The 23,738-nt window shown below is 64.2% G+C and carries 24 protein-coding genes; 13 read left to right on the forward strand and 11 right to left on the reverse strand.

Annotation, left to right across the window (positions count from 1 at the left end; genetic code table 11):
* Positions 1-6: 6 nt before the first annotated feature.
* The gene (gene gatA / locus KY084_RS01650) at positions 7-1,488 is read right to left on the reverse strand and encodes an Asp-tRNA(Asn)/Glu-tRNA(Gln) amidotransferase subunit GatA (RefSeq protein WP_219236670.1); all 1,482 of its coding nucleotides are present in this window, start codon (positions 1,486-1,488) and stop codon (positions 7-9) included.
* Positions 1,488-1,775, reverse strand: a complete 288-nt coding sequence (gene gatC / locus KY084_RS01655) for an Asp-tRNA(Asn)/Glu-tRNA(Gln) amidotransferase subunit GatC (protein ID WP_219236671.1) — start codon at positions 1,773-1,775, stop codon at positions 1,488-1,490. Before gatC ends, gatA begins: the two co-directional genes overlap by 1 nt.
* Positions 1,776-1,939: 164 nt before the next feature.
* On the opposite strand from gatC, the gene KY084_RS01660 reads away from it, so the two are divergent.
* The 5 genes from KY084_RS01660 (at position 1,940) to KY084_RS01680 (ending at position 6,352) form a co-directional block, all read left to right on the forward strand.
* Entirely contained in the window at positions 1,940-3,052 is a 1,113-nt protein-coding gene (locus KY084_RS01660; RefSeq protein ID WP_219236672.1) for a DUF3089 domain-containing protein, read from the forward strand.
* A gap of 141 nt (positions 3,053-3,193) precedes the next feature.
* Positions 3,194-3,538, forward strand: a complete 345-nt coding sequence (locus KY084_RS01665) for a DUF4168 domain-containing protein (protein ID WP_219236673.1) — start codon at positions 3,194-3,196, stop codon at positions 3,536-3,538.
* Positions 3,539-3,644: 106 nt separating this feature from the next.
* Entirely contained in the window at positions 3,645-4,112 is a 468-nt protein-coding gene (gene ruvX, locus KY084_RS01670; RefSeq protein WP_219236674.1) for a Holliday junction resolvase RuvX, read from the forward strand.
* A 51-nt stretch (positions 4,113-4,163) separates the two neighbouring features.
* Positions 4,164-5,153, forward strand: coding sequence for an aspartate carbamoyltransferase catalytic subunit (locus tag KY084_RS01675; protein ID WP_219236675.1), 990 nt, complete (start codon positions 4,164-4,166; stop codon positions 5,151-5,153).
* On the forward strand, positions 5,150-6,352 hold the full coding sequence (locus tag KY084_RS01680) for a dihydroorotase (RefSeq protein ID WP_219236676.1): 1,203 nt from the start codon (positions 5,150-5,152) through the stop codon (positions 6,350-6,352). Before KY084_RS01675 ends, KY084_RS01680 begins: the two co-directional genes overlap by 4 nt.
* 37 nt (positions 6,353-6,389) lie before the next feature.
* On the opposite strand, the gene KY084_RS01685 is transcribed toward KY084_RS01680, so the two are convergent.
* The 3 genes from KY084_RS01685 to KY084_RS01695 are packed head-to-tail and all read right to left on the reverse strand — an operon-like array spanning position 6,390 to position 9,082.
* Positions 6,390-7,754 (reverse strand): SPOR domain-containing protein, encoded by a 1,365-nt coding sequence (locus tag KY084_RS01685; protein ID WP_219236677.1) that lies wholly within the window; start codon positions 7,752-7,754, stop codon positions 6,390-6,392.
* A 17-nt stretch (positions 7,755-7,771) separates the two neighbouring features.
* Positions 7,772-8,365: a hypothetical protein gene (locus KY084_RS01690; RefSeq protein ID WP_219236678.1), complete on the reverse strand. Its 594-nt coding sequence runs from the start codon at positions 8,363-8,365 to the stop codon at positions 7,772-7,774.
* Positions 8,366-8,368: 3 nt separating this feature from the next.
* Positions 8,369-9,082 (reverse strand): ParA family protein, encoded by a 714-nt coding sequence (locus KY084_RS01695; protein ID WP_219236679.1) that lies wholly within the window; start codon positions 9,080-9,082, stop codon positions 8,369-8,371.
* Positions 9,083-9,260: 178 nt separating this feature from the next.
* Here KY084_RS01695 and KY084_RS01700 point away from each other — a divergent pair, with 178 nt between their 5' ends.
* On the forward strand, positions 9,261-10,301 hold the full coding sequence (locus KY084_RS01700; RefSeq protein ID WP_219236680.1) for an SPOR domain-containing protein: 1,041 nt from the start codon (positions 9,261-9,263) through the stop codon (positions 10,299-10,301).
* A gap of 4 nt (positions 10,302-10,305) precedes the next feature.
* On the opposite strand, the gene serB is transcribed toward KY084_RS01700, so the two are convergent.
* Complete coding sequence (gene serB, locus KY084_RS01705) at positions 10,306-11,184, reverse strand: phosphoserine phosphatase SerB (RefSeq protein ID WP_219236784.1); 879 nt, start codon at positions 11,182-11,184, stop codon at positions 10,306-10,308.
* 75 nt (positions 11,185-11,259) lie between these two features.
* On the opposite strand from serB, the gene miaA reads away from it, so the two are divergent.
* From miaA to KY084_RS01730, 5 genes are all read left to right on the forward strand, one after another.
* Complete coding sequence (gene miaA / locus KY084_RS01710) at positions 11,260-12,183, forward strand: tRNA (adenosine(37)-N6)-dimethylallyltransferase MiaA (protein ID WP_219236681.1); 924 nt, start codon at positions 11,260-11,262, stop codon at positions 12,181-12,183.
* Positions 12,184-12,266: 83 nt separating this feature from the next.
* The gene (locus KY084_RS01715) at positions 12,267-14,012 is read left to right on the forward strand and encodes an acetolactate synthase 3 large subunit (RefSeq protein ID WP_219236682.1); all 1,746 of its coding nucleotides are present in this window, start codon (positions 12,267-12,269) and stop codon (positions 14,010-14,012) included.
* Between the two features lie 103 nt (positions 14,013-14,115).
* Positions 14,116-14,631: an acetolactate synthase small subunit gene (ilvN, locus tag KY084_RS01720; RefSeq protein WP_219236683.1), complete on the forward strand. Its 516-nt coding sequence runs from the start codon at positions 14,116-14,118 to the stop codon at positions 14,629-14,631.
* 118 nt (positions 14,632-14,749) lie between these two features.
* Positions 14,750-15,769 carry a ketol-acid reductoisomerase gene (gene ilvC, locus KY084_RS01725; protein ID WP_219236684.1) on the forward strand — a complete coding sequence of 340 codons (1,020 nt, stop codon included), beginning with the start codon at positions 14,750-14,752 and terminating at the stop codon, positions 15,767-15,769.
* Between the two features lie 102 nt (positions 15,770-15,871).
* Positions 15,872-16,489: a YceI family protein gene (locus KY084_RS01730; RefSeq protein WP_219236685.1), complete on the forward strand. Its 618-nt coding sequence runs from the start codon at positions 15,872-15,874 to the stop codon at positions 16,487-16,489.
* 28 nt (positions 16,490-16,517) lie between these two features.
* Here KY084_RS01730 and KY084_RS01735 read toward each other — a convergent pair whose 3' ends face one another.
* Positions 16,518-16,916 carry a BLUF domain-containing protein gene (locus KY084_RS01735; protein WP_219236686.1) on the reverse strand — a complete coding sequence of 133 codons (399 nt, stop codon included), beginning with the start codon at positions 16,914-16,916 and terminating at the stop codon, positions 16,518-16,520.
* Positions 16,917-17,185: 269 nt separating this feature from the next.
* Between KY084_RS01735 and leuA the strand changes: the two genes are divergently transcribed.
* Entirely contained in the window at positions 17,186-18,853 is a 1,668-nt protein-coding gene (gene leuA / locus KY084_RS01740) for a 2-isopropylmalate synthase (protein WP_219236687.1), read from the forward strand.
* 65 nt (positions 18,854-18,918) lie between these two features.
* On the opposite strand, the gene folE is transcribed toward leuA, so the two are convergent.
* The 4 genes from folE to KY084_RS01760 form a co-directional block, all read right to left on the reverse strand.
* On the reverse strand, positions 18,919-19,539 hold the full coding sequence (gene folE, locus KY084_RS01745) for a GTP cyclohydrolase I FolE (RefSeq protein ID WP_219236688.1): 621 nt from the start codon (positions 19,537-19,539) through the stop codon (positions 18,919-18,921).
* A gap of 82 nt (positions 19,540-19,621) precedes the next feature.
* A complete protein-coding gene (locus KY084_RS01750; RefSeq protein ID WP_219236689.1) occupies positions 19,622-21,076 on the reverse strand; it encodes a cobyric acid synthase in 1,455 nt (484 codons plus the stop codon).
* Complete coding sequence (gene cbiB, locus KY084_RS01755; RefSeq protein WP_219236785.1) at positions 21,064-22,002, reverse strand: adenosylcobinamide-phosphate synthase CbiB; 939 nt, start codon at positions 22,000-22,002, stop codon at positions 21,064-21,066. The genes KY084_RS01750 and cbiB overlap by 13 nt, the downstream gene beginning before the upstream one ends.
* Positions 21,995-22,999, reverse strand: coding sequence for an aminotransferase class I/II-fold pyridoxal phosphate-dependent enzyme (locus KY084_RS01760; RefSeq protein ID WP_246586767.1), 1,005 nt, complete (start codon positions 22,997-22,999; stop codon positions 21,995-21,997). The genes cbiB and KY084_RS01760 overlap by 8 nt, the downstream gene beginning before the upstream one ends.
* A gap of 48 nt (positions 23,000-23,047) precedes the next feature.
* Here KY084_RS01760 and cobU point away from each other — a divergent pair, with 48 nt between their 5' ends.
* Complete coding sequence (gene cobU, locus KY084_RS01765) at positions 23,048-23,575, forward strand: bifunctional adenosylcobinamide kinase/adenosylcobinamide-phosphate guanylyltransferase (protein WP_219236786.1); 528 nt, start codon at positions 23,048-23,050, stop codon at positions 23,573-23,575.
* The last annotated feature ends 163 nt before the right edge of the window (positions 23,576-23,738 follow it).

Consider the following 23,738-nt stretch of genomic DNA (forward strand, 5'->3'; position numbering starts at 1 on the left):
CTATGCTCACCACCACGCGTCCGGCCGCGCGGTGAACCCGGCGCGTTGTTCCAGCGCGAGTCCGGCGTTCAGCACGTTTTGCTCGTCCATCGCCTTGCCGATGATCTGAAGCCCCAGCGGAAGCCCCTGCTTGTCGAGGCCGCCCGGCACGCTCATCGCAGGAAGGCCTGCAAGGCTGCTCGGCACGGTGAAGACGTCGTTCAGATACATGGACAGCGGATCGGTCGTCTCGCCCAGCCCGAATGCAGCGCTGGGCGCGGTGGGGGTGAGCAGCAGGTCGCACAAACCCCATGCATTTTCAAAGTCCTGCGCGATCAGCGTGCGGACCTTTTGCGCCTGCGTGTAATAGGCGTCGTAGAAACCGGCGCTCAGCACATAGGTGCCGATCATGATGCGGCGCTTCACCTCGTCACCGAACCCGGCGGCACGCGTCGCGGCATACATGTCCTGTAACCCCGCCCCGTCAGGCAGGTCGCGCTGGCCGTAACGCACGCCGTCATAGCGCGCGAGGTTCGACGACGCCTCGGCAGGTGCGATGATGTAATAGGCGGGCAGCGCATATTTGGTATGCGGCAGCGAAACCTCAACGATTTCCGCGCCCGCATCCTTCGCCCAGTCGATACCCTGTTGCCACAGCGCCTCGATCTCCGGCGACATGCCGTCCATGCGATATTCCTTCGGAATACCGACCCGCTTGCCCGCAAGGCTGGGGTTCAGCCCTGCTTCCCAGTTCGGCACCGGCGCATCGAGCGAGGTCGCGTCTTTCGGATCGAACCCCGCCATCGCTTCCAGCAGGATCGCGCAATCGGTGACGTCGCGCGCCATCGCGCCCGCCTGATCGAGCGAGGAAGCGAATGCGATCACGCCCCAACGCGAACAGCGGCCATAGGTCGGCTTGATCCCGGTAATGCCAGTGAACGATGCGGGCTGACGGATCGAACCACCGGTATCGGTGCCGGTCGCGGCAGGGCATAGCCGCGCCGCGATCGCCGCCGATGACCCACCCGACGATCCGCCGGGGGTGAGCGGTGCATTGCCGCCATCCGTGCGCCTCCATGGCGAAACCACATTGCCGAACGCGCTGGTTTCGTTCGACGATCCCATTGCGAACTGGTCCATGTTCAGCTTGCCCAGCATGCCGGCACCCGCATCCCACAACCGCTGCGAGACACTGGACTCATAACGCGGTTCGAACCCTTCAAGGATATGGCTCGCCGCCGCCGACTGCACGCCATTGGTGCAGAACAGGTCCTTCATGCCGATCGGAACCCCGGCGAGCGGAGCCAGCGTGTCGCCCCTGCCACGCGCATCGTCAGCTGCCTTTGCCGCCGCAAGCGCATGATCGGGCGTTTCGACGAGGAAGGCGTTCAGTTCTTTCGCCTTCGACACGTTGACGATGAAGGCATCGGCAACCTCACGCGCGGAAAATTCGCCAGAACGGACGCCGTCGCGCAGGCGCTTCACGCCGAAATCGGTAAGTTCGCTCATTATTCGATCACCTTGGGCACGGCGAAAAAGCCATGTTCGGCCTGCGGCGCATTGGCGAGCACATCGTCGCGCACATTGCCGTCGGTCACCACGTCTTCGCGCAGGCGAAGCGTATTGGGGATGACAGCGGTGGTCGGTTCGACATTGCTCGTGTCGACTTCGCCAAGCTGCTCTACCCAGCCGATGATGTTGTTGAGTTCAGGGACAAGGCGCTCCGCCTCCTCCTCGCTCACCGCGATGCGCGCAAGGCTCGCGATCTTCTGTACGGTTGCTTTGTCTACGGACATGCCATGCCCGCTAGCACCGCCCGCGCGCGCCGCGCAACGCTATTTGCAATCGCGCACGGGTTCGGGCGACACTCGCGCCGGTTGCAAGCTTCGCAATCGTGGCGCACGGGGTGGCGCATCGGCCCCCGGCACCTTATGTTGCACCGCACAATGGAGATGGCCCGTTGGCCCGGAAGTTCCTTTATGTCGTCGCGATACTCATCATGCTCTCGGTAGCCGCCGCCTTTGCCTATCGCTTTTTCGGCGATTCGCTCCTGCGTCAGGTGCTTGTGCCCTCCGCCCGGTTCGAGGCGAAGCCGCATGTCGCGCAGAACGCCTATCGTGATCCCGCGATGTGGATCGCCCGGCCCGACAAGCCCAACAATCCGGCAATGTGGACGCCGGAAGGATATGCACCGGCAGCGAATCCGAAGGCCGCGGTGTTCTTCATTCACCCGACCTCGTTTCTCAAACGCAGCGCGTGGAACGCGCCGCTCGACGATGAAGAGGCGAACGCCCGCGCGGCTCTGTTCCTGCGCGGTCAGGCGAGTGCATTCAACGAAGCGGGCGCGATCTGGGCACCGCGCTATCGTCAGGCGACGTTCGGCGCGTTCCTGACCAGCGAAGAAAGCGCTGAACAGGCGCTCGACCTCGCCTATGGCGATGTGGAGGCAGCGTTCGACGAATTCATCCGCGAAGTCGGGCCGGATCGGCCGATCATCCTTGCCGGGCACAGCCAGGGCGCGCTGCATTTGACCCGGCTGCTGAAGGACCGCGTGGCGGGCACCGCGCTCGCGAAGCGGATCGTCGCCGCCTATGTCGTTGGCTGGCCAGTTTCGCGCACCGTCGATCTGCCCGAAATGGGGCTGCCCGAATGCACCGTCCCCGATCAGACGGGGTGCATCCTTTCGTGGGAAAGTTTCGCCGAACCCGCAGACCCTGCGATGATATTCGACAAATTCGACGCAACGCAGGGCTTTACCGGTCAGCCGCGCAAGGACACGCCGCTGGTGTGCACCAATCCGATCAGCGGAAAGGCGAATGACGATGCACCTGCCGATGCCAATCTGGGTACGCTCTATCCCTCTTCCGACCTGAAATCGGCGACGATGAAGGCGGGGCGCGTCCCGGCGCGATGCAGCGGCCGCGGCCTATTACTGATCGGCAGCCCGCCCGATGTCGGCCCCTATGTACTGCCGGGAAACAACTACCACGTCTTCGACTATTCGCTGTTCTGGGCGAATATCCGGCAGGACGCGAACCGCCGTCTGACCGCTTTTCTGGCCGACCGCGACTGACGACCTTCGGCGAATTCCTGTACTTAATCGCGCCGAAACCTTCCTGCCGCCGCATCGCAGGCACGGATCGTCACTCCCGCGATTGAAGGTATTGCCGATCCAGCACAAATGCAGCCTCCCCTTTGTAACGGGAGAAAGTTTATGAAGACGATTATCGCATCCGCACTCGTCGCCACCGGCCTTATTGCTGGCGCTCCCATCGCCGCAGCCCAGTCCAACACCATGATGGCGGAACCACAGGCAGCCACCGATGTCAGCGACGCGGAGGTCGAATCGTTCGCCGCCGCAGCAGGCGAAATGCAGGCCCTACCCGACGATTCGAGCACCGATGCCGCCGCGAAGCAGCAGCAGATGCTCGCCATCCTGAAAAAGCATAATATGAAGCCCGAACGCTTCAACGCGATCGGTAAGGCATTGCAGACCGACAAGGATCTTCAGACACGCGTCGGCACCGCCATGCAGGCCCAGCCGGGCGGCCCCGAATAAGGGCTGAATGCGCACATGATCTCATAAGGGGCGGGTCTTCCGGCAAGGCCCGCCCCTTTTCACTGCCCTATCGACATGGGGCGCCGTCGATGCGTAATCGGGCGACATGATCACCGCCGCCACCGCCGAATATCGCGCCACTTTGCCGGAGGGCGGCCGCCTGCTCGGCCTCGACGTCGGGACAAAGACGATCGGCACCGCGCTTTGCGATGCGGGATGGAGCTTCGCTACGCCCGCAACGCTTATCCGCCGCACCAAATTCACCAAGGACAAGGCCGCGCTGGCCGATATGGTCGCCAAACAAATGGTGAAGGGGCTCGTCATCGGCCTGCCGCTCAACATGGACGGCAGCGATTCGCCGCGCACCCAGTCGGTTCGCGCCTTTGCCCGCAATCTCGACGATCTGGGCCTTGCCATCCTGCTATGGGACGAACGCTGGTCGACCGCAGCGGTGGAACGCGCGATGATCGCGCAAGACACCTCACGCGCGAAACGAAGCGAAAAGGTGGATAACGCCGCCGCCGCCTATATCCTGCAGGGCGCGATCGACAGTCTGGTCGCAGCGCGGTTTTAGCGCGCCCCGCCCCTTGCCACCCCGCCCGCTCAGGGGTAGCGAGCCGCTTTAATGTCAGCATCCGATCACAGCCCCGCTGCCGTTCTGAACGGCAGCGAAGCCTTTCCGCACCGGCACCTCACCGGCATTGCCGGCCTGCAGCCGCATGAAATCACATTCCTGCTCGATGAAGCCGAAAAATGGGCCGAATCGAACCGCGCGCGCCGCCCGAGCGACCACCGGCTGGACGGTATCACGCAAATCAACGCCTTTTTCGAAAATTCCACGCGCACGCTGCTTTCGTTCGAAATCGCGGGCAAGCGGCTGGGCGCCGATGTGGTGAACATGGCGGTCGCGCAATCGAGCGTGAAAAAGGGCGAAACGCTGATCGACACGGCGGTTACGCTGAACGCGATGCGCGCCGACGTCATCGTCATCCGCCATTCCAGTTCGGGGGCGGTGCAACTGATCGCGAGCAAGGTCGATTGTCCCGTGCTAAACGCTGGCGACGGCTGGCACGAACATCCCACCCAGGCGCTGCTCGATGCGCTGACGATCCGGCGGCGGCGTGGAACGGTGCACGGCCAGCGCGTGGTGATCTGCGGCGACCTGATGCACAGCCGGGTCGCGCGATCGAACATCCTGGCGCTGACCGCGCTGTCGGCGGAGGTACGCGTGGTCGCGCCGTCGACGCTGATGCCCGGCGCGATCGAGGCGATGGGCGTCACTGCCTTTCACAATTTCGACGAAGCGCTGGAGGGCGCGGACGTGGTGATGATGCTGCGGCTTCAGAACGAACGCATGTCGGGTGCCTTCATCCCTTCGACGCGCGAATATCACCTTCGCTACGGCCTCACCCACGAACGGCTGGAACGCGCGAAACCCGATGCGCTGGTGATGCATCCCGGCCCGATGAACCGGGGCGTCGAAATCGCATCCGGCGTTGCCGACGATCCCGAACGATCGGCGATCAACGAACAGGTCGAAATGGGCGTCGCGGTGCGCATGGCATGCCTCGACGTGCTGACCCGCAAATCGCGCGGCGTGGAGGGCTGGGCATGACCGTCACCTTCACCAATGCCCGCCTCGTCTGCCCGTCTGGCGGGATGCGCGAGGGCGACCTGCATGTCGCAGGCGACCGGATCGCCGACAGCGGTGGCGGCGACACGATCGACCTTGGCGGAAAGCTGCTCGCGCCCGCGATCGTCGATCTGGGGGTGTTCGCGATTGACGAGGCCGCCTGCGCCCGCGGCGGCATCGCCCGGGTCGGCCTGATGCCCGACCAATCGCCGGTGCTCGATGATCCGGGCATCGTTCAGCGCGCGGCCGCGATGGGCAAGCCCGAATTATGGGTTCATCCGATCGCGGCGGCGACCAAGGGACTGGCGGGTATAGACCTTGCCGAAATGGCGATCGCGGCTGAAGCGGGTGCGCGCGCGGTCGCCACCGGGCGGCGCTGGATCGCCGATTCGGGGGTGATGCGCCGCGTGCTCGGCTATGCGCGCGATTGCGGCCTGACGGTCATCGTCCATGCCGAGGATGACGGGCTTGCAGGCGGCGCGGTCGCGACCGAGGGGGAGACGGCCACCCGGCTGGGACTGGCCGCAGCACCAGCGATCGCCGAATCGCTTGCCGTCGCCCGCGACATCGCACTGGCGGAGGAAAGCGGCGCGGCGATCCATTTCCGTCAGCTTACCACGGCCAAATCCTTCGATCTGGTTCGCGCGGCAAAGGCTCGCGGCATCGCCGTCACCTGCGGCATCACGCCTGCGCATCTGTACCTGTCCGATATCGATATCAGCGATTTTCGCACCTTTGCCCGCCTCTCCCCGCCGCTGAGGAGCGAGACCGACCGGCAGGCGGCGCGCGCGGCGCTGGCCGATGGGACCATCGATATCCTGTGTTCGGGCCATGATCCGCGCGGGCCGGAGGCAAAGCGCCTGCCCTTTGCCGATGCCGCGCCGGGATCGGCGGGGGCCGAAACGCTGCTCGCACTCGGCCTTGGCCTTGTCCGCGACGAACTTGTAACGCTCGACCGGCTTTTCGCGCTGCTGTCGGCCAATCCGGGCCGGATATTGGGGCTGGACACCGGCACGCTGTCGCCGGGCAGTCCGGCCGACCTGATCGTCGTGGATGCGGATGCGCCGTGGCGAATCGATGCGGACCGGATGGCGGCATCGGCAGGAAACACCCCCTTTGACGGCCTGCCGGTGCAGGGCAAGGTGGTGCAGCTATGGAAAGGGGGCGCCCGCATCCGCTGACGCCCCCTCGGGAGAAGCCTTCGCTGGTTTTCGTGGGTCAGCGAGAGGCGAGCTGCATATCCTTGTTGCCGAGCCACGCGGCCAGCCGGTCTCCGGCATCGGCGCGCACGAAGCACTGGCCGCCTGCCGACTTCACCTTGCCGCACAGCCGCACCGCATCGACGCGCGTGAAGCCCCCGACCGACAGGCGATAGAAATCGCGCCCGTGCACGGTGGCGTTCATGCCCGACGGGGTAAGCGCCGCGACCGACTGGTGCCGCGCCTTGATCCGCCCCCAGGCGTCATGTGCGACGGCGGCGTTGCGATAGGCGCCAAGCTGAACATAATAATTCCCCTCGGCAAGCTCACGCGCCTGCGCCGTTCGGGCGGAAGCCACCGATTCCGGTTTGGCCCCGACCGATGCCGCCTGCGCCACGGCCGGGGCTGTGGCGTGATAGGAGGCGGGAAGCTGCTGAACGATTTCCCGGCGCGGCGCGAAGGAAATGGCAGGCCCCTTCTCGGCGGGAAGGTGGGCCATTGGCGCAACCGCGGGAGTTTCCATCGCTTTGGCCAGCATCGCGTCGCTATCGGCGTCCGGTGCCGGTGCCGGTGCGGGCGCAGGGTTCGACGCTTGCGCGGGATCGACCGGTGTCACCGCCGCAAGCTGCGTATCACTATCCTTCAGCGCCAGTCGCACAGGCTGCCCCGAATCGGCCACCGGAACCACGCCGAGCAGCGCCGCCACCTGATCGGAGGCGCTTTTGGGTTTGGCGAATGCCGCCCATTCCATCATCCGGTCATTGAGTTCCCCCGGCGCGACGTCGATCGAAGCGACCGCTTTCGCCTCTCTCCAACGCCCGGCGAGTGCGAGCGCAAGCGCGAGATTCTGCCGCGCGGTGGGACTTGCCGTCGCACCGCGTGCGGCCTGGCTGAGAATTGAAATCGCGCCATTGGGATCGCCCGCCAGCGCAAGTGCCAGTCCGCGATCGCCCGGCGCGATCACGTCCCGGTTTGTTTCCAGCGTGTGGCGCGCGCCATCCCAGTCGCCGGTCGCGGTCTGCGCCAGCGCAAGGCTGAGCGCCGCATGGCCATTGCCGGGATCGAGCACCAGCGTATCGTTGAGCGCCTGCGTCGCCGAAACAAAGCGCCCCGCCTTCAGATAGGCCTGACCCAGCAGCGCGCGGTTGACCGCATCGCGGGGGGCATAGGCAACCGCCTGTTCGGCATAACCGACCGCCTTTTCATATTTGCCCCTGGTCATCATGCGGTCCGCCTTTTGTGCATATTCGGCCGCTTTCGCCGCAGTCTTACCCTCGCTCGTGCCAGCGGTGGCGAGCATTGTGTGGGTCGCGGAGCAGCCGACCATCGTTCCGCCGAATACCAGCGCGGACAGACCGAAGCTCAACATGGTTCGGGTGTTCATGACTTTCCCTCTTCGAATCAATTACCGCGCCCGTCGTCGAGCTGGCGAACCAGCGCATCGACTTCGGGCAGATCGTCGAGAAATCGGTCGAGCGCGCGGGTCACGAGCGTCTGGGCGGAATCGCCGCGAATGGCCGAGGCGAGACGCAGGCGCAGGTGACGGTCGGTATCGAGGCGAAGCGTGAAGGCCGCCTTGCGCCGCTTCGTCCCGGTTTCGCGCCGAATGCGTTTGGCGGTGTTGAGCGATATCGAATGTTCGACGCTCGACGGCGCGGCTGCGGGTTCGACGACGGGTGGAGTTTGGTCCGGCGCGCGATCGATCGATTCGCTATCGTGCTCAAACCGCTCGGCCAGCCGCTCACGATCGCGCAGGACGGCAGGCGATTGGACCGGTTCTGTGGGTGGCATCGGCGCGGGCGTAAGCCCTGTTGGCACCGGTTCCGAAGCGGCCGACGACGCAACGTCGCCCATGTCGTTCCACCCCAGATCCTCAAGCGATTCGGGACTCATGTCGACAAAACCCTGCGGCCGCATGGCGGGGCGTGCTTGCCCCTTGCGGGCGAGCAGGCCGGAGGATAGCGATGCGAACGGCTTTGGATTGGGAAGGGTCATTACTCAACTCACCACTCTGCGACCGAAGCCCGCGGCGGGTCGCGCCATGCCGAAGCTGCTCGGCGCGGCGGGCGTGCTGAACACGGTGCGGCGGAAATTCTTTTCCATGCGATCGGCGATATAGGTCCACAGCGTCTCGACCTCGGCGCTCGACCGGCCCCTGGGGTCGATCTCCATCACGGTGCGCCCGTCGATCATCGACGCGGCGAAGTCGGTGCGATGGTGCAGCGTCACCGGCGCAACGGTGCCGTGCTGCGACAGCGCGACGGCTGCTTCGGACGTGATCTTCGCCTTTGGCGTCGCGCCGTTCACCACGAATACCAGCGGCTTGCCCGCGCGCTCGCACAGGTCGACCGTGGCGCCGACGGCGCGAAGGTCGTGTGGACTGGGCCGGGTGGGGACGACGATCAGTTCGGCCACCGCGATAACGCTCTGGATCGCCATGGTGATGGCAGGCGGCGTATCGATAACGGCGAGGCGGAAACCCTGCTGGCGCAGCACCTCAAGATCGCTGGCGAGCCGCGCTACCGTCGTCTGCGCAAATGCCGGGGCGTCGACCTGCCGCTCATTCCACCAGTCGGCAAGCGATCCTTGCGGATCGATGTCGATCAAAACGACGGGGCCGTGGCCGGCCCGCTCCGCTTGCACGGCAAGATGTCCGGAAAGTGTCGTCTTTCCCGATCCGCCCTTTTGCGATGCCATCGCGAGTACGCGCATTCTTGCCCCTGAGATTTTGCGACGATTTTCAGGGCAAGCCATGCCACGCGGACGAATAAGAACTAGTTAACGCGCCAATCAGCGGGGGCTTTGCGCAAGTTAGGCAAGATGAAAGTTTTGGCCGCTAGGGTTAAGCCCGCATTATCCACAAGCGGTTCGGGACGGACGGGAAACAGGCATGAAGCACGGCCATTGGAAAACAGTCGGAACGCTATGCGTCACACTGATCGCGGCGATGCCGGCCGTCGCCGATGTGAAGGATGGCGTCGATGCATGGACGCGCGGCGATTTCGCCGCCGCGGTGGCGCAATGGCGTGGCCCGGCCGAACGCGGCGACGCCGATGCGCAGTTCAACCTGGGTCAGGCGTACAAGCTGGGCCGGGGCGTTCCGCGTGACCTGACCATCGCCCAGTCCTGGTATCACAAGGCAGCGGTTCAGGGCCATCGCGAGGCGCAGGACAATTACGGGCTGGCATTGTTCGAAAATGGTGATCCGACGGCGGCGATGCCGTGGCTCAAACAATCCGCCGATCGCGGCGAACCGCGCGCGCAATATGTTCTCGGCACGATCTACTTCAACGGCGAATATGTCGAAAAGGACTGGGTACGCGCCTATGCGCTGATGTCGCGCGCGGCCGCCGCCGGGCTTCCCCAGGCATCGAAGACGCTTACCGAAATGGGGCGCTATGTCTCGCTGGACGACCGGCAAAAGGGGCTGAAACTGGCGCGCGACTATGAAAAGCAGGCGATCGCTTCGGAGCGCGAAGCCTCCGCTATAGCCGGTCGCGGCGAAGATACGACACCCGCCGCCCCGCCGCCTGGAACGGTTGCGCAAACCGATCTTCCGCCCTCCAACGCCTATGGCTATGGCAGCCTCACACCCCGGCAACCAGACGCTACCCCACCGCGCGCGCAAGCTGCGCCGCCGCCGCGTTCAAAGCCGGAACCGGGTCCGCAACCCGAAGCGAAGCCGGCGGCCCGCCCCGCCCCCGTATCTACCCCCGTTTCCGGCGGCTGGGCGGTGCAGCTCGGCGCATTCGGCGAACCCGGCAACGCGCCGCGCCTGTGGCAACAGGTGAAGAGCCGTTTCCCTGCCCGCGACGTCCATTATGCAAAGGCAGGCCGCCTGACCAAGGTCATTGTCGGTCCCTATGCCTCTCGCGCAGAGGCGCAGGCGGCATGCGCAAAGGTCACCCCCTGCATCCCGGTGCGAAACTAAACCGTTATGCTTGCCAGTCGGCGCGGGCGATGCCCTGCGCGTAGAGCAGCGCGGTCAGGTCATTATGGTCGATCCGCGCCCCCGCCGCAGCCGCCACCACCGGCTTTGCATGATAGGCGACGCCCAGTCCCGCCAGCCGGATCATGTCGAGATCGTTCGCGCCATCGCCGACGCACAGCGTCGCCTCGTCGGGCAGGCTCAATTCGCGCCGCGCCTCGACCAGTGTCGCCTCTTTGGTCGAAGAATCGACGATCGGCTTCGCCACCCGGCCAGTCAGCGCGCCGTCTTCAATCAACAGGCGATTGGCGATCACCCGGTCGAACCCGATCGTTTCGCCCACCGGTTCGGCGAAATGGGTAAAGCCGCCCGAAACCAGGATCGTCGTCGCGCCGCGCGCGGCCATGGTGCGCACCAGCGCGCGCGCGCCGTCGGTGAGAGTCACCCGCTCATTCAGGCATTGCCCGATCGCATCGGCGGATAGCCCCTTCAGAAGCGCCACCCGCTCGTCCAGCGCCTGCGCAAAATCGAGTTCACCGCGCATCGCCCGTTCCGTGACCTGGGCGATCTGCGCCTTGATCCCGGCATAGTCGGCCAGTTCGTCGATGCATTCGACGGTGATCATCGTCGAATCCATATCGGCGACGAGCAGTTTCTTTTCCCGCCCCGCGATCGGCTGAACCACAACGTCCACCGCCTCAAACGCGCCTTCCAGCGCCAGCCGCGCAGCATCGGGCTTCGCGCCGAACGCGATGTCGGCCGCGTACCCCTCGTCGATCCAGCCCCAGCCTTCGGGCAGGCAGCCGGTATTGGCCAGCCGCGCCTGCGCATTCGAAATAGCAGGCGCGTCGAGCGTTCCCTTTGCTATCAGCGTTGCAATGAACATCGACACCCTCTTGCGCTTTGAAACTGAAATACGCGTATCTACGCCGCTGATCGACACGGCGGCGGGGGCAAGCGAATGACGGACACCCTGCCCCGCGTGGCGCTCATCGCAGGGCCGACCGCCAGCGGCAAGTCCGCGCTCGCCATCGCGCTGGCAAAGGCGCATCGCGGAACCGTCATCAACGCCGACAGCGCGCAGGTCTATCGCGACCTTCGCATCCTGTCCGCCCGTCCGTCCGCAGAAGAGGAAGCCCAAGTCCCGCACCGCCTGTTCGGCCATGTCGACGGCGCCGAAAACTATTCGGCCGCACGCTGGGCGCGCGAAGCAAGGACGGAGATCGCAAGCGCGCACGCCAACAACCGCCTGCCGATACTGGTTGGTGGAACCGGCATGTATATGCGTACGCTGATCGAGGGAATCGCACCCGTTCCCGAAATCGATGCGGAGGTTCGAGCGGAAGTCCGCGCCCGTCCGGTCGCGCAAAATTATCGCGACCTGCAATCGCTCGACCCTGCGAGCGCGCAGCGGCTGCGCCCGACCGACACCACGCGGATCGCGCGAGCGCTGGAAGTGGTGCGTTCGACAGGCCGTCCGCTCGCGGACTGGCAACGCGCCAAGACGGGCGGGATCGGGAATGCGATCCGGCTGATGCCGCTTGTCCTGCTACCCGACCGGGCATGGCTGACCGATCGTTGCGACCGGCGATTCGTGTCGATGCTCGATCACGGTGCGGTGCCTGAAGCACTTGCGCTGGCCGCCCGGGCGGACATTCCCGACACCTCGCCTGTGCGCCGAGCCATCGGCGTGCCGCAGATACTTGGCTGGCAAGCCGGCGAAATCAGCCGCGACCAAGCGGTCAGCGACGCACAGGCGGCCACCCGCCAATATGCCAAGAGGCAATATACCTGGTTTCGCAATCAGCCGCCGCCGGCATGGCAACGCGTCAGCGAGACAGAAAAAATCCAATTGCATCTAATATTTGAAACATTATTTTTATGATTTGGGTTGACGCATAGTTTTTATGTCATTAGCCGCATCGCTCCAGCCATGATATTGCATGTGCGAAGATCAGGAGGCATTGCATGACCCAGAAGAGTGGAGCCGATATCCTTGTCGAGGCGCTGTGCGATCTCGGCGTGGACGTCGTGTTCGGCTATCCGGGCGGCGCGGTGCTTCCCATCTATGACGCGCTGTTCCAGCATCCACGCATCCGCCATATTCTGGTGCGCCATGAACAGGCCGCGACGCACGCGGCGGAAGGTTACGCCCGCGCGACGGGAAAACCCGGCGTCGTGCTGGTAACGTCGGGTCCGGGCGCGACCAATGCCGTGACCGGCATCACCGACGCGCTGATGGATTCGATTCCCATGGTCGTCATCACCGGTCAGGTTCCAACGACGCTGATCGGCACCGACGCGTTTCAGGAGGCCGATACCGTCGGCATCACGCGCCACTGCACCAAACATAATTACCTGGTGAAGAACCCCGATCAGCTCGGCAATGTCGTGCATGAGGCGTTTCACATAGCGACGTCGGGCCGCCCCGGCCCGGTGGTCGTCGATATTCCTAAGGATGTTCAGGTTGCCAGCGCGAAATACGCCCGCCCCGGCCCGATCCGGCACAAGACCTATCGCCCCGCACTGAAAGCGGATAAGGCGCAGATCGAAACGGTCATCGACATGCTGGCCGAGGCCGAACGGCCGATCCTTTATACCGGCGGCGGCGTCATCAACGCCGGTCCGGCTGCGTCGCAGATATTGCGCGATCTGGCGCGGATTACCGGCGCCCCTGTCACGTCGACGCTGATGGGCCTTGGCGCCTTTCCCGCCTCGTCCGACCAATGGCTCGGCATGCTGGGCATGCACGGCACTTATGAAGCCAATATGGCGATGAACAAGGCGGACCTGATCCTGTGTCTTGGTGCCCGGTTCGATGACCGGGTGACGGGGCGGCTTGATGCCTTTTCGCCGGAATCGAAGAAAATCCATATCGATATCGACCGGTCGAGCGTGAACAAGAATGTCCGCGTCGATCTGGCCGTGATCGCCGATGTCGGCCATGCGCTGGAAGACATGGTGCGCATCTGGAAAAGCCGCCAGCTTGCCAGGCCCGATCTGGGCGAATGGTGGCGGCGGATCGAGGGATGGCGTCAGACTCGCTGCCTCGACTTTCCCGAAACCGCCGACGCCATCATGCCGCAGCGGGCGATCCGCGCGCTTTGGGAAGCGACGAAGGGCAAGGCGCCGATCGTTTCGACCGAGGTCGGCCAGCACCAGATGTGGGCCGCGCAGCATTTCGGATTCGAAGCGCCGAACAAATGGCTGACGTCGGGCGGGCTGGGCACCATGGGGTACGGCCTGCCCGCCGCGATTGGCGCGCAACTGGGCAATCCGGGCGCGCTGGTCATCGACATTGCGGGCGAAGCATCGATCCAGATGAATATTCAGGAGATGGCAACCGCCGCGCAATATCGCCTGCCCGTGAAGGTCTTTATACTCAACAACGAATATATGGGCATGGTCCGCCAGTGGCAGGAACTGACCTATTCCAGCCGCTATTCGGAAAGCTACAGCAACTCGCTGCCCGACTTCGTCAAACTCGCCGAAGCCTATGGCTGGAAGGGTATTCGCATCGAAGCGCCGGGCGAGCTGGACGACGGCATCGCCGCGATGCTTGCGCATGACGGGCCGGTGATGGTCGATTGCCGCGTGGCGAAACTCGCCAACTGCTTCCCGATGATCCCGTCAGGCGCGGCGCACACAGAAATGCTGCTTCAGGCGAACGAGGTGTCGGGCACGATGGACGACGAAGCCAAGGCGCTGGTGTGATGCTTTCGCGTTCCACCATGCCGTTCGCTTCGAGCGCAGTCGAGAAGCGCACCACCCCGCCCACGTGTCCCGACGCCGCTCGACACGAACGGATTAGCTGAACATGCATATCAAGGAAGAACAGCGCGAGCGGCATACGCTTGCCGTCATCGTCGACAACGAACCGGGCATTCTGGCGCGCATCGCGGGGATGTTTACCGCTCGCGGCTATAATATCGAATCGCTGACGGTGACCGATATTTCCGCCGACGATCTGGTCAGCCGGATCACCATCGTCACCACTGCCAGCCCGCACGTCATGGAACAGATCATCGCCCAGCTGGAGCGACTGGTCCCGGTGCACAAGGTCACCGATCTTACCGTGCTGGGCGAACATGTCGAACGCGAACTCGCGCTGGTGAAGGTCGCCGGAAAGGGGGAGCACCGGATCGAGGCGCTGCGCCTTGCCGATGTCTATCGCGCGCGCGTCGTCGATGCGACGATCGAAAGTTTCGTGTTCGAAGTGACCGGCGGCAGCGAAAAGATCGACAAGTTCGTCGAACTGATGCGCGAGGTCGGCCTGATCGAAGTCGCGCGAACCGGCATCGTCGCCATCGCCCGCGGGAAAGAGGCGGCCTGACCACAACGCGTAATTCCATCCGTATCCCGGCGCAGACCGGAATCCATAGCCAACAGGGCATTTCCAGCCGCCCTGCCCCGGCCTTCGCCGGAGTATAAACGAAAGGGACTGAACCAAAATGCGTGTCTATTATGATCGTGACGCCGATCTGAACCTGATCACCGGCAAGAAGATCGCCATCATCGGCTATGGCAGCCAGGGCCATGCCCATGCCCAGAATCTGCGCGATTCGGGTGTGAAGGACGTTGCGATCGGGCTTCGCAAGGGTTCGTCGACACGCAAAAAGGCCGAAGAGGCCGGGTTTCAGGTAATGACCGGCGCGGAAGCCGCTGCCTGGGCGGATATCATCATGATGCTCGCGCCCGACGAACATCAGGCCGCGATCTGGGACGCCGATATCCGCGATAATATCCGCCCCGGAACCGCGATCGCTTTCGCGCATGGCCTGAACATCCATTTCGGCCTCATCGAAACGCCCGACAATATCGACGTCATCATGATCGCGCCCAAGGGGCCGGGCCACACGGTACGCAGCGAATATGTCCGCGGCGGCGGTGTCCCCTGCCTGATCGCGATCGATCAGGACGCGACCGGCAATGCGCACGACATCAGCCTTGCCTATGCCAGCGCCATCGGTGGCGGCCGTTCGGGCATTATCGAAACCAATTTCCGCGAAGAATGCGAAACCGACCTGTTCGGCGAACAGGCGGTGCTGTGCGGCGGCCTCACCCACCTCATCACCGCCGGGTTCGAAACGCTGGTCGAGGCGGGGTATGCCCCCGAAATGGCCTATTTCGAATGCCTGCACGAAGTGAAGCTCATCGTCGACCTGATGTATGAAGGCGGCATCGCCAATATGCGCTATTCGATCTCGAACACGGCGGAATATGGCGACATCACCACCGGCCCGCGCATCGTCACCGACGAAACCAAGGCGGAGATGAAGCGCGTGCTCGCCGATATTCAGGGCGGCCGGTTCGTGAAGAATTTCGTGCTCGACAACCGCGCCGGCCAGCCCGAACTGAAGGCAAGCCGCAAGGCGGCCGCCGCACACGACATCGAAAAGGTCGGCAGCGAACTGCGCGCGATGATGCCGTGGATCGGCGCGAACAAGCTGGTCGACAAGGACAAGAACTGATCGCGCGCATGCGTCAACACATCGTTTCGCCTTTTGGCGTTTGAAAGCCGGGCGGCGCCGGATACGGTGCCGCCCGGTTTCATATTTTCGGGAGACACGCGAATGCGCCGCACCCTTCTTGCCCTGACGCTGGCACTCACCGCCGCACCCGCGCTTGCCCAGACCATGCCGACAGAGCTTTCGGGCAAGGGATCGGCGGCCGATATCGCGGCGGGTGCCTATACGGTCGAACCGGGCCATACCCAGGTCGATTTCACCATCAGCCATATGGGTATTTCGCCCTTTTCAGGAACGCTGTCGGGCGCGAGCGGCAGCATGACGATCGATCCGGCGAATCTTTCCGCGACGAAGCTGGACGTGACCATCCCGCTCGCCAGCATCCAGACCACCAGCGACAAGCTGACCGGTGAACTGAAAAGCGCCGACTGGTTCGACGCCGAACAATATCCGACGGCGAAATTCCACGCGACCAAGGTCGAAAAGACCGGTGCCGCGACCGCCCGGATCACCGGTGATCTGACCCTGCACGGCGTGACGAAGCCGATCACGATCGCCGCAAAATTCTACGGTGCGGCGATGAATCCGATGAGCAAGAAGGCAAGCCTCGGCTTTACCGGCCGCGCGATGATTCAGCGCTCGCAATTCGGAATCGACAAATATGTACCGCTGGTTTCGGACGAAACCATGCTGACCATTCACGCAGCGTTCGAAAAGCAGTAAATCCCCCGCGAACCGCCTGGCGCACGCGTCAGGCGGCGGAGCGATGGGCCGCAAGCCCTTCGAATGTGCCCCGCACGGCAGGCGATGCATTGGCGACGCGCCTGCCGACTTCCTCGACAAATGCTTTCGCATCCTCGCCGTGCGAATGATGCGCCATCGCCCAGTCGCCGAATTCGCGCGTTTCGATCATGCGCTCCGAAAGCCGGACGATGCCGCGATGGCGTGAATCCTTTCCGATCCGCGCAACGGTGCGTTCGACGACGCTCGCCTCCCCCTCCAGCACCTGCATGAACCGCTTGCCATCGCTGTAAAGCAGGCCGGTCAACGCATCCCGTTCGTTATTCTGGCGCGACCGGGCCAGAATCCGTTCGACCATCGATCGCGTCACCGGGGCTGTGGCGGTGCTGATATAAATGAACTGCAACATGCGAAAACCTTCCTGACGGCGCATTATCCGCTTTACTTGCCAGGGGTTTAACAAGCTATTCACGCCACGACGTACGCACTGGCTGGACAAAAAGCATCAAATCGGCAATGAACGGCGCATGATGATTACCGGGACGCTATTCGGCCTGCGACTTATTCGCCCTTAGGGCGAGCGCCTTTGCGCGCCGTACCTAAGGGGTGACTTGCCGAATATATCGTCCGTTTCAGCGCCGCATCGCACGCGGCCGCTTCTTCAAGTGAGAGATCATCATGCTGCGCGATCCCGCCGTTAAGTACCGCCCGTTTCCGCAGGTCGATTTGGCCGACCGACAATGGCCGGGCCGAACCATCACCCAGCCGCCGCGCTGGCTTTCCACCGATATGCGCGATGGCAACCAGGCGCTGATCGATCCGATGAACGCGGAAAAGAAGAACCGCTTTTTCGATCTGCTGGTCGAAGTGGGCCTTAAGGAGATCGAAGTCGGTTTCCCGTCGGCCGGAGCGACCGAATTCGACTTCATCTCGGGACTCGTCCGGTCGGACCGCATCCCCGACGACGTGACGGTGCAGGTACTCACCCAGTCGCGCCGCGACCTGATTGAAAAGAGCTTCGAATCGCTGCGCGGCGCGCGCACCGCGATCGTGCATCTCTACAACGCCGTTTCCCCCGCATGGCGCCGGATCGTGTTCGACATGAGCCGCGAAGAGGTTCGCGAAGTGGCCGTGGCCGGCGCGAAACTTTTGCGCGACGGCGCGGCGGCGCAGCCCGATACCGACTGGCAGTTCGAATATTCGCCCGAAACCTTCTCCACCGCCGAACTCGATTTTTCGATCGAGGTTTGCGAGGCGGTGATGGACATACTGCGCCCTACCCCCGAAGCGCCGTTGATCCTGAATCTTCCCGCCACGGTGGAGGCGGCGACGCCCAATATCTATGCCGACCAGATCGAATATTTCTGTCGGCATATCCGCAATCGCGACAGCGTCGTGGTCTCGCTTCATACCCATAATGATCGCGGCACCGGGGTCGCTGCGTCCGAACTGGGACTTCTTGCCGGCGCCGACCGGGTCGAGGGCTGCCTGTTCGGCAATGGCGAACGCACCGGGAATGTCGATCTGGTAACACTTGCGCTGAACATGTACACGCAAGGCGTTGATCCGGGGCTAGATTTCTCCGACATCGATCGGGTGATCGGCACCGTCACCTATTGCAACAACCTGCCCGTTCATCCGCGCCATCCCTATGCCGGCGGTCTGGTGTTCACCGCCTTTTCGGGAAGCCATCAGGACGCGATCAAGAAGGGCTTTGCCGCTCAGGAAGCGCGCAACGACGAAATCTGGGACGTTCCCTATCTGCCGATCGATCCGAAGGATCTGGGACGCGATTACGAAGCGGTCATCCGCGTCAATTCTCAAAGCGGCAAGGGCGGCGTCGCCTGGGTGCTGCAACAGGATCAGGGGCTGAAACTGCCCAAACGGCTTCAGGCGCATTTCAGCCGGCATGTTCAGGCGCTCGCTGATCAGAGCAGTCGCGAACTTAACGCCGCCGATATCTGGGACGCGTTTCGTGCGACCTATCGGTTGGAGGACGGACAGCCGATCGAACTGGTCGCATGGGACGAACGCCGCGCACCTAATGGCGATCGCATCTTCACCGGCACGATTGAGGTCGACGGAACGCAAAACAGCATCAGCGGTCGCGGCAACGGGCTGATCTCCTCGGTACTCGGCGCGCTTCACGATGCCGAAGGCGTCGAACTGGAAGTGCAAAGCTATGCTGAGCACGCCATCGGTCAGGGCTCGAATGCCCGCGCCGCCGCTTATGTAGAGGCTACCGGGCCCGACGGGCGCACCCATTGGGGCGTGGGTATCGATGAGGATGTGGCAACCGCCAGCGTGCGCGCGGTATTGTCCGCCGCCAACGCAACGCGCGTCTGATCGATCGGTCAGGGCGCGGGACGGCAGCAGCCGTATCGCGCCCGCCCGCCTCGCTTAGAGCGGCTTTAATAGCCCATCAGTTTCAATACTTCGGCACGGCTGCGCGGATCGTCGCGAAACACGCCCATCATCCGGCTGGTCGTCATGGTGACGCCGGGCGTGCGCACGCCGCGTGCGGTCATGCAGCCATGGGTGGCGTCGATCACCACCGCCACGCCGCGCGGCTGCAAATGCTCCCATATGCAATCGGCGACCTCCGCCGTCAGCCGCTCCTGCACCTGAAGCCGCCGGGCGAACGCGTGCAGCACCCGCGCCAGTTTCGAAATGCCTACCACCCGGTTCTCCGGAAGATAGGCGATATGCGCCTTGCCCGTGATCGGCGCCATATGGTGTTCGCAATGCGACTGAAACGGAATATCCTTCAGCAGGACGATCTCGTCATATCCGCCTACTTCCTCGAACACGCGCGAAAGATGGTGGGCGGGATCCTCGGCATAGCCCTGACAATATTCGCGCCACGCACGCGCAACGCGTTTGGGCGTATCGACCAGTCCTTCGCGCGTCGGATCGTCGCCGGTCCACCGGATCAGCGTACGCACCGCCTCTGCCACATCGTCGGGGACCGATAGATTGTCCTCGTCATCGTACAGGTCGCCGTCATCCGGGCTGAGGCGTTCGTTGGTCATCGATTCTCGTCTCCTCGTCGCACGATTGCGCATCCCTAAGCCAAAAGCGGCATGGATTGAAACAGCCGCGAAGCGCGCGCGCCTATGCCGCGCCGCGCGCGATCGCCAGCATCGCGTCGAGATCGAGATGCTTTTCGATCGCCGCGGCGATTTCATCCAGAGCACAATCGATATCGGCGGCATGGTCCGGCCCCGTCGCATCCGCGCCGATCCGCGACAGCCATGCCGCGCGCTGCGCCGCTTCGCCCAGCAAGCCGTGAATATAGCTTCCCGCGACCAGGCCGTCCGCGCGCATCGCGCCATCGGCGCCACCGCCGGACAGCTGCCCCAGCGGCCGGTCGGCATCGCAGCCGGTGGTCCGACCAAGATGGATTTCATAGCCGCTGAACGCCGCCCCCAGCGCAACGCCGCGCACCTGGCGCAGCGTCTTGTCGCCGGTCAGCACCGTTTCCACATCGAGCAGCCCCAGCCCGGCGACCTCGCCCGCTGGCCCCTCCACCCCGTCAGGATCGGCGATTTGCCGGCCCAGCATCTGATATCCGCCGCACAGGCCAAGCACCGGGCGGCGCTTGCGCACATGCGCCAGGATATCGACATCCCACCCTTGCGCACGGATGAAGCGCATATCGGCGATGATTGTCTTCGATCCGGCAAGAATGATCATTGCCGCATCGGGGATCGCCTCGCCCGGCGGCACCATCACCACATCGATCGCCGGTTCCAGCCGCAGCGGATCAAGATCATCGAAATTGGCGATGCGCGGCGTCACCGGGCAGGCAATTACGATCCGGTCCGATGCAGCGCTATGAGTGCGCTCCAATATCACCGCATCCTCGCTGGGCAATCGCCGGGCGGGCGGCAGCCAGGGAAGCATGCCCAGCGCCGCCCAGCCGGTACGCTGAACGATTGCGGCCATTCCGTCCGCGAACAACGCGGGATCGCCGCGAAACTTGTTGATTACGAAACCGCGGATCATCGCCGCATCGTCCGGCGCGATTACCGCATGGGTGCCGACCAGCGATGCGATCACGCCGCCGCGGTCGATATCGCCGATCAGAACGACCGGGACCTGCGCAGCGCGCGCGAACCCCATATTGGCGATGTCGCCCGCACGCAGGTTGATTTCCGCCGGAGATCCCGCCCCTTCGACCACCACGATATCGGCCTGTTCGGCAAGCGCGCGATAGCTTTGCAGCACCGCCGTCATCAGTTCCCGCCGCCCCTCGCGCCAATTCGCCGAGCCAAGCGTGCCGCGAACCCGGCCATGCACCACCAGTTGCGACGTGCGATCTCCCTGCGGCTTCAACAGCACGGGGTTCATATCCACGTCGGGGGGCACGCGACACGCGATTGCCTGAGTCGCCTGCGCACGGCCGATTTCTCCGCCATCGGCGGTAACGGCGGCGTTGTTGCTCATATTCTGCGGTTTGAACGGACGCACGCTCAGGCCGCGATTGGCGAGCGCACGGCATATCCCGGCGACCAGCACCGATTTGCCGACATCGGAACCGGTGCCCTGAAACATCAAAGCGCCCATATGATTCCCCCCGCAATCGCCCATAACAGCGCACAGGCGCGAACATAGACGGCAAGCGCTCGCTTCAGATCGCCCGCCCCTGCGCTGCGGCCCTCTCCACCGATCCACGGCTTGTCATTCGCTACGCCGTCATAGGCGATCGGCCCGGTGAGCGCGACGCCCAGCGCGCCCGCCATCGCCGCTTCCGGCCATCCGGCATTGGGCGATGCATGGCGGGCGTGATCGCGCAGCATCACGCGCCACCCTCCGGGCGCAGCGATGCACAACACCACCCCGGCAACCCGGGCGGGGACCAGGTTGAAAAGGTCGTCGCACCGCGCCGCAGCCCAGCCAAAGGCGCGCCACGGTTCCTCATAATGGCCGATCAGGCTGTCGGCAGTGTTGATCGCCTTATATGCCCAAAGCCCCGGCAGCCCTGCGAAAAGGAGCCATGCCAGCGGCGCGACCACGCCATCGCAGAAACTTTCGGCCAGGCTTTCGATCGCGGCGCGCGCGATGCCAGCGCGATCAAGCGCCGCGACATCGCGGCCGACGATCCGCGACACGGCAATTCGCGCGCCGTCGATATCGTCGCTCGCCAGCGCTCGCCAGACCGGGCGAACATGGTCGTACAGGCTGCGCTGGGCAAGGCCGGGCCAGGCGAAGAGCGAAGCCGCAACCCAGCCCCAACGGCCGAACAGCGCATAGACCAGCGTCTCGATCGCCAACCCCGCCGCGATGGCGATGCTGAGGAGCGCGACCACCGTAACGATGCCTGCCGCCCTGCGCCGGGCGAAGCTTCGCTGCGGCCGGTTGCCGTGCCGTTCGCACCAGCTGATGAAGCGCGCAAAGCCGCCTACCGGATGTCCCACCAGCCGATACAGCGGCGCAGGCCAGCCGATCGTCGCATCGAGCACCAGCGCAATAACCGCGACCGGCCTAATCATCGGCAAGCGCCGCTTCCAATCGCGCAAAACCTGCTGCGTCGGGTGGCAGACCGAAGCGCAACCAGTGCGGGTGGCAGGTGAACGGACGCACCAGAATGCCGCGCCGCGCCAGCTTGTCGAACAGCCCGTCGCTCGCGGCGGGATGTTCCGCCAGCCGGAACAGCGGGCATTCGCCGCGCACCGTCATGCCATGGCGCGCGAGCAGCATATCCAGCGCATCCGCATCGCTCACAAGCCGCTGCCGGGTGGCTGCGATCCAGCGCGCATCGCGATAGGCGGCGGTGCCCCATGCGATTGCTTCGGCAGAAACGGGCCAGTCGCCGGTCATCGCACGCACCCGCGCAAGGATGGCGGGCGGTGCCACCACGAACCCCAGCCGCAGCCCGGCAAGGCCGAAAAACTTGCCGAATGAGCGTAAGACGATAACCGGCGCGGCGTCGGTCAGATGCGACAATATGCTGATGCCCGGCTGCGCATCGGCAAATGCTTCATCGACAATCAGCCACCCCCCGGCGCTTGCCTTGGCGCGGGAGAACGACAGCATTCGCGCTACGTCGCATACCCGCCCGTCGGGGTTGTTCGGATTGGCGAGCAGCAGCGTCCCGCCGCTTCGCGCCGCTTCCTTCACTGCGCCGTACGGCACCCGCCGCGCCGCAACCTCCCCCTGCGTGCCATAGCCCGGCGTGACCGCGCATAGCGGCTGCGGCAAGCCAAGCACAGGCAACATCCTCAACCCCATTTCGCTTCCCGGAAGTGCCGCAACGCGCTCCGCCGCAACGCCGAAATGCGCCGCTGCCGCCGCCTCCAGTTCGGCGAGCGCCTGGCGGTCGGGCAACGACGCGTGATCTATGGTTAGTCCCGCATCCGGCTTCCAGGGAAGCGGATTGATACCAGTCGACAGGTCCAGCCACGGCAGCGGCGCGTGCGGATACAGCCGCCGCGCCGCGTCCATCCGGCCGCCATGATACGAAAAATATGCCGATTCCGCTTGCATCATAGCGTCCGCCATCGCCATTCAGCGGCACACAGGCAAGCCGGAAGCATGATGACGACACAGCCGAGCACGTTTCTGATCCTTGGCGGCGCGCGCTCCGGCAAGAGCCGTCATGCCCAGCGCATCGCACAGGCCGATGGCGGCGAAAGGGTGTTCGTGGCGACTGCGCAAGCCTTTGACGACGAAATGCGCGACCGCATCGCCCGACACCGTGCCGATCGCGACTCAAGCTGGCACACAGTCGAAGCGCCGCTCGCGCTCGTCGATGCGATCCGTTCGGAAGATGCGCCAGGCCGGGTGCTGCTGGTCGATTGCCTGACGCTGTGGCTGTCGAACCTGCTGCTCGCCGGACACGATGTCGCCGCCGAAAGCGATGCGCTGGTCGCCGCAGTGCCCCGTCTTTGTGCACGGCTCATTCTGGTAAGCAACGAGGTCGGCCTCAGCGTCGTACCCGACAATGCGCTCGCCCGCCGGTTCCGGGATGCGGCTGGCATGCTAAACCAGCGGCTTGCCCAAATCTGCGACTCCACCGAATTCATCGTCGCCGGCCACCCCATCCGCCTAAACCGCGCGGAATAGCGGCGAAAACCTCAATTAACGGCGCGACGGTGTGTGTGTTGGGAGCGGATTAGATCAATATTTTTCGCTGCAAGAGCTTTCCAACCAGCTCGTTTATATGCACCCCAATATGCAACCTAAGCTACTAGGTCTAACCCGAAAGTTTAGTCGCGGCCGGGCCTTA

Origin of the sequence: Stakelama flava, assembly GCF_019351405.1 — a bacterium.
Lineage (GTDB): Bacteria > Pseudomonadota > Alphaproteobacteria > Sphingomonadales > Sphingomonadaceae > Sphingomonas > Sphingomonas flava_A.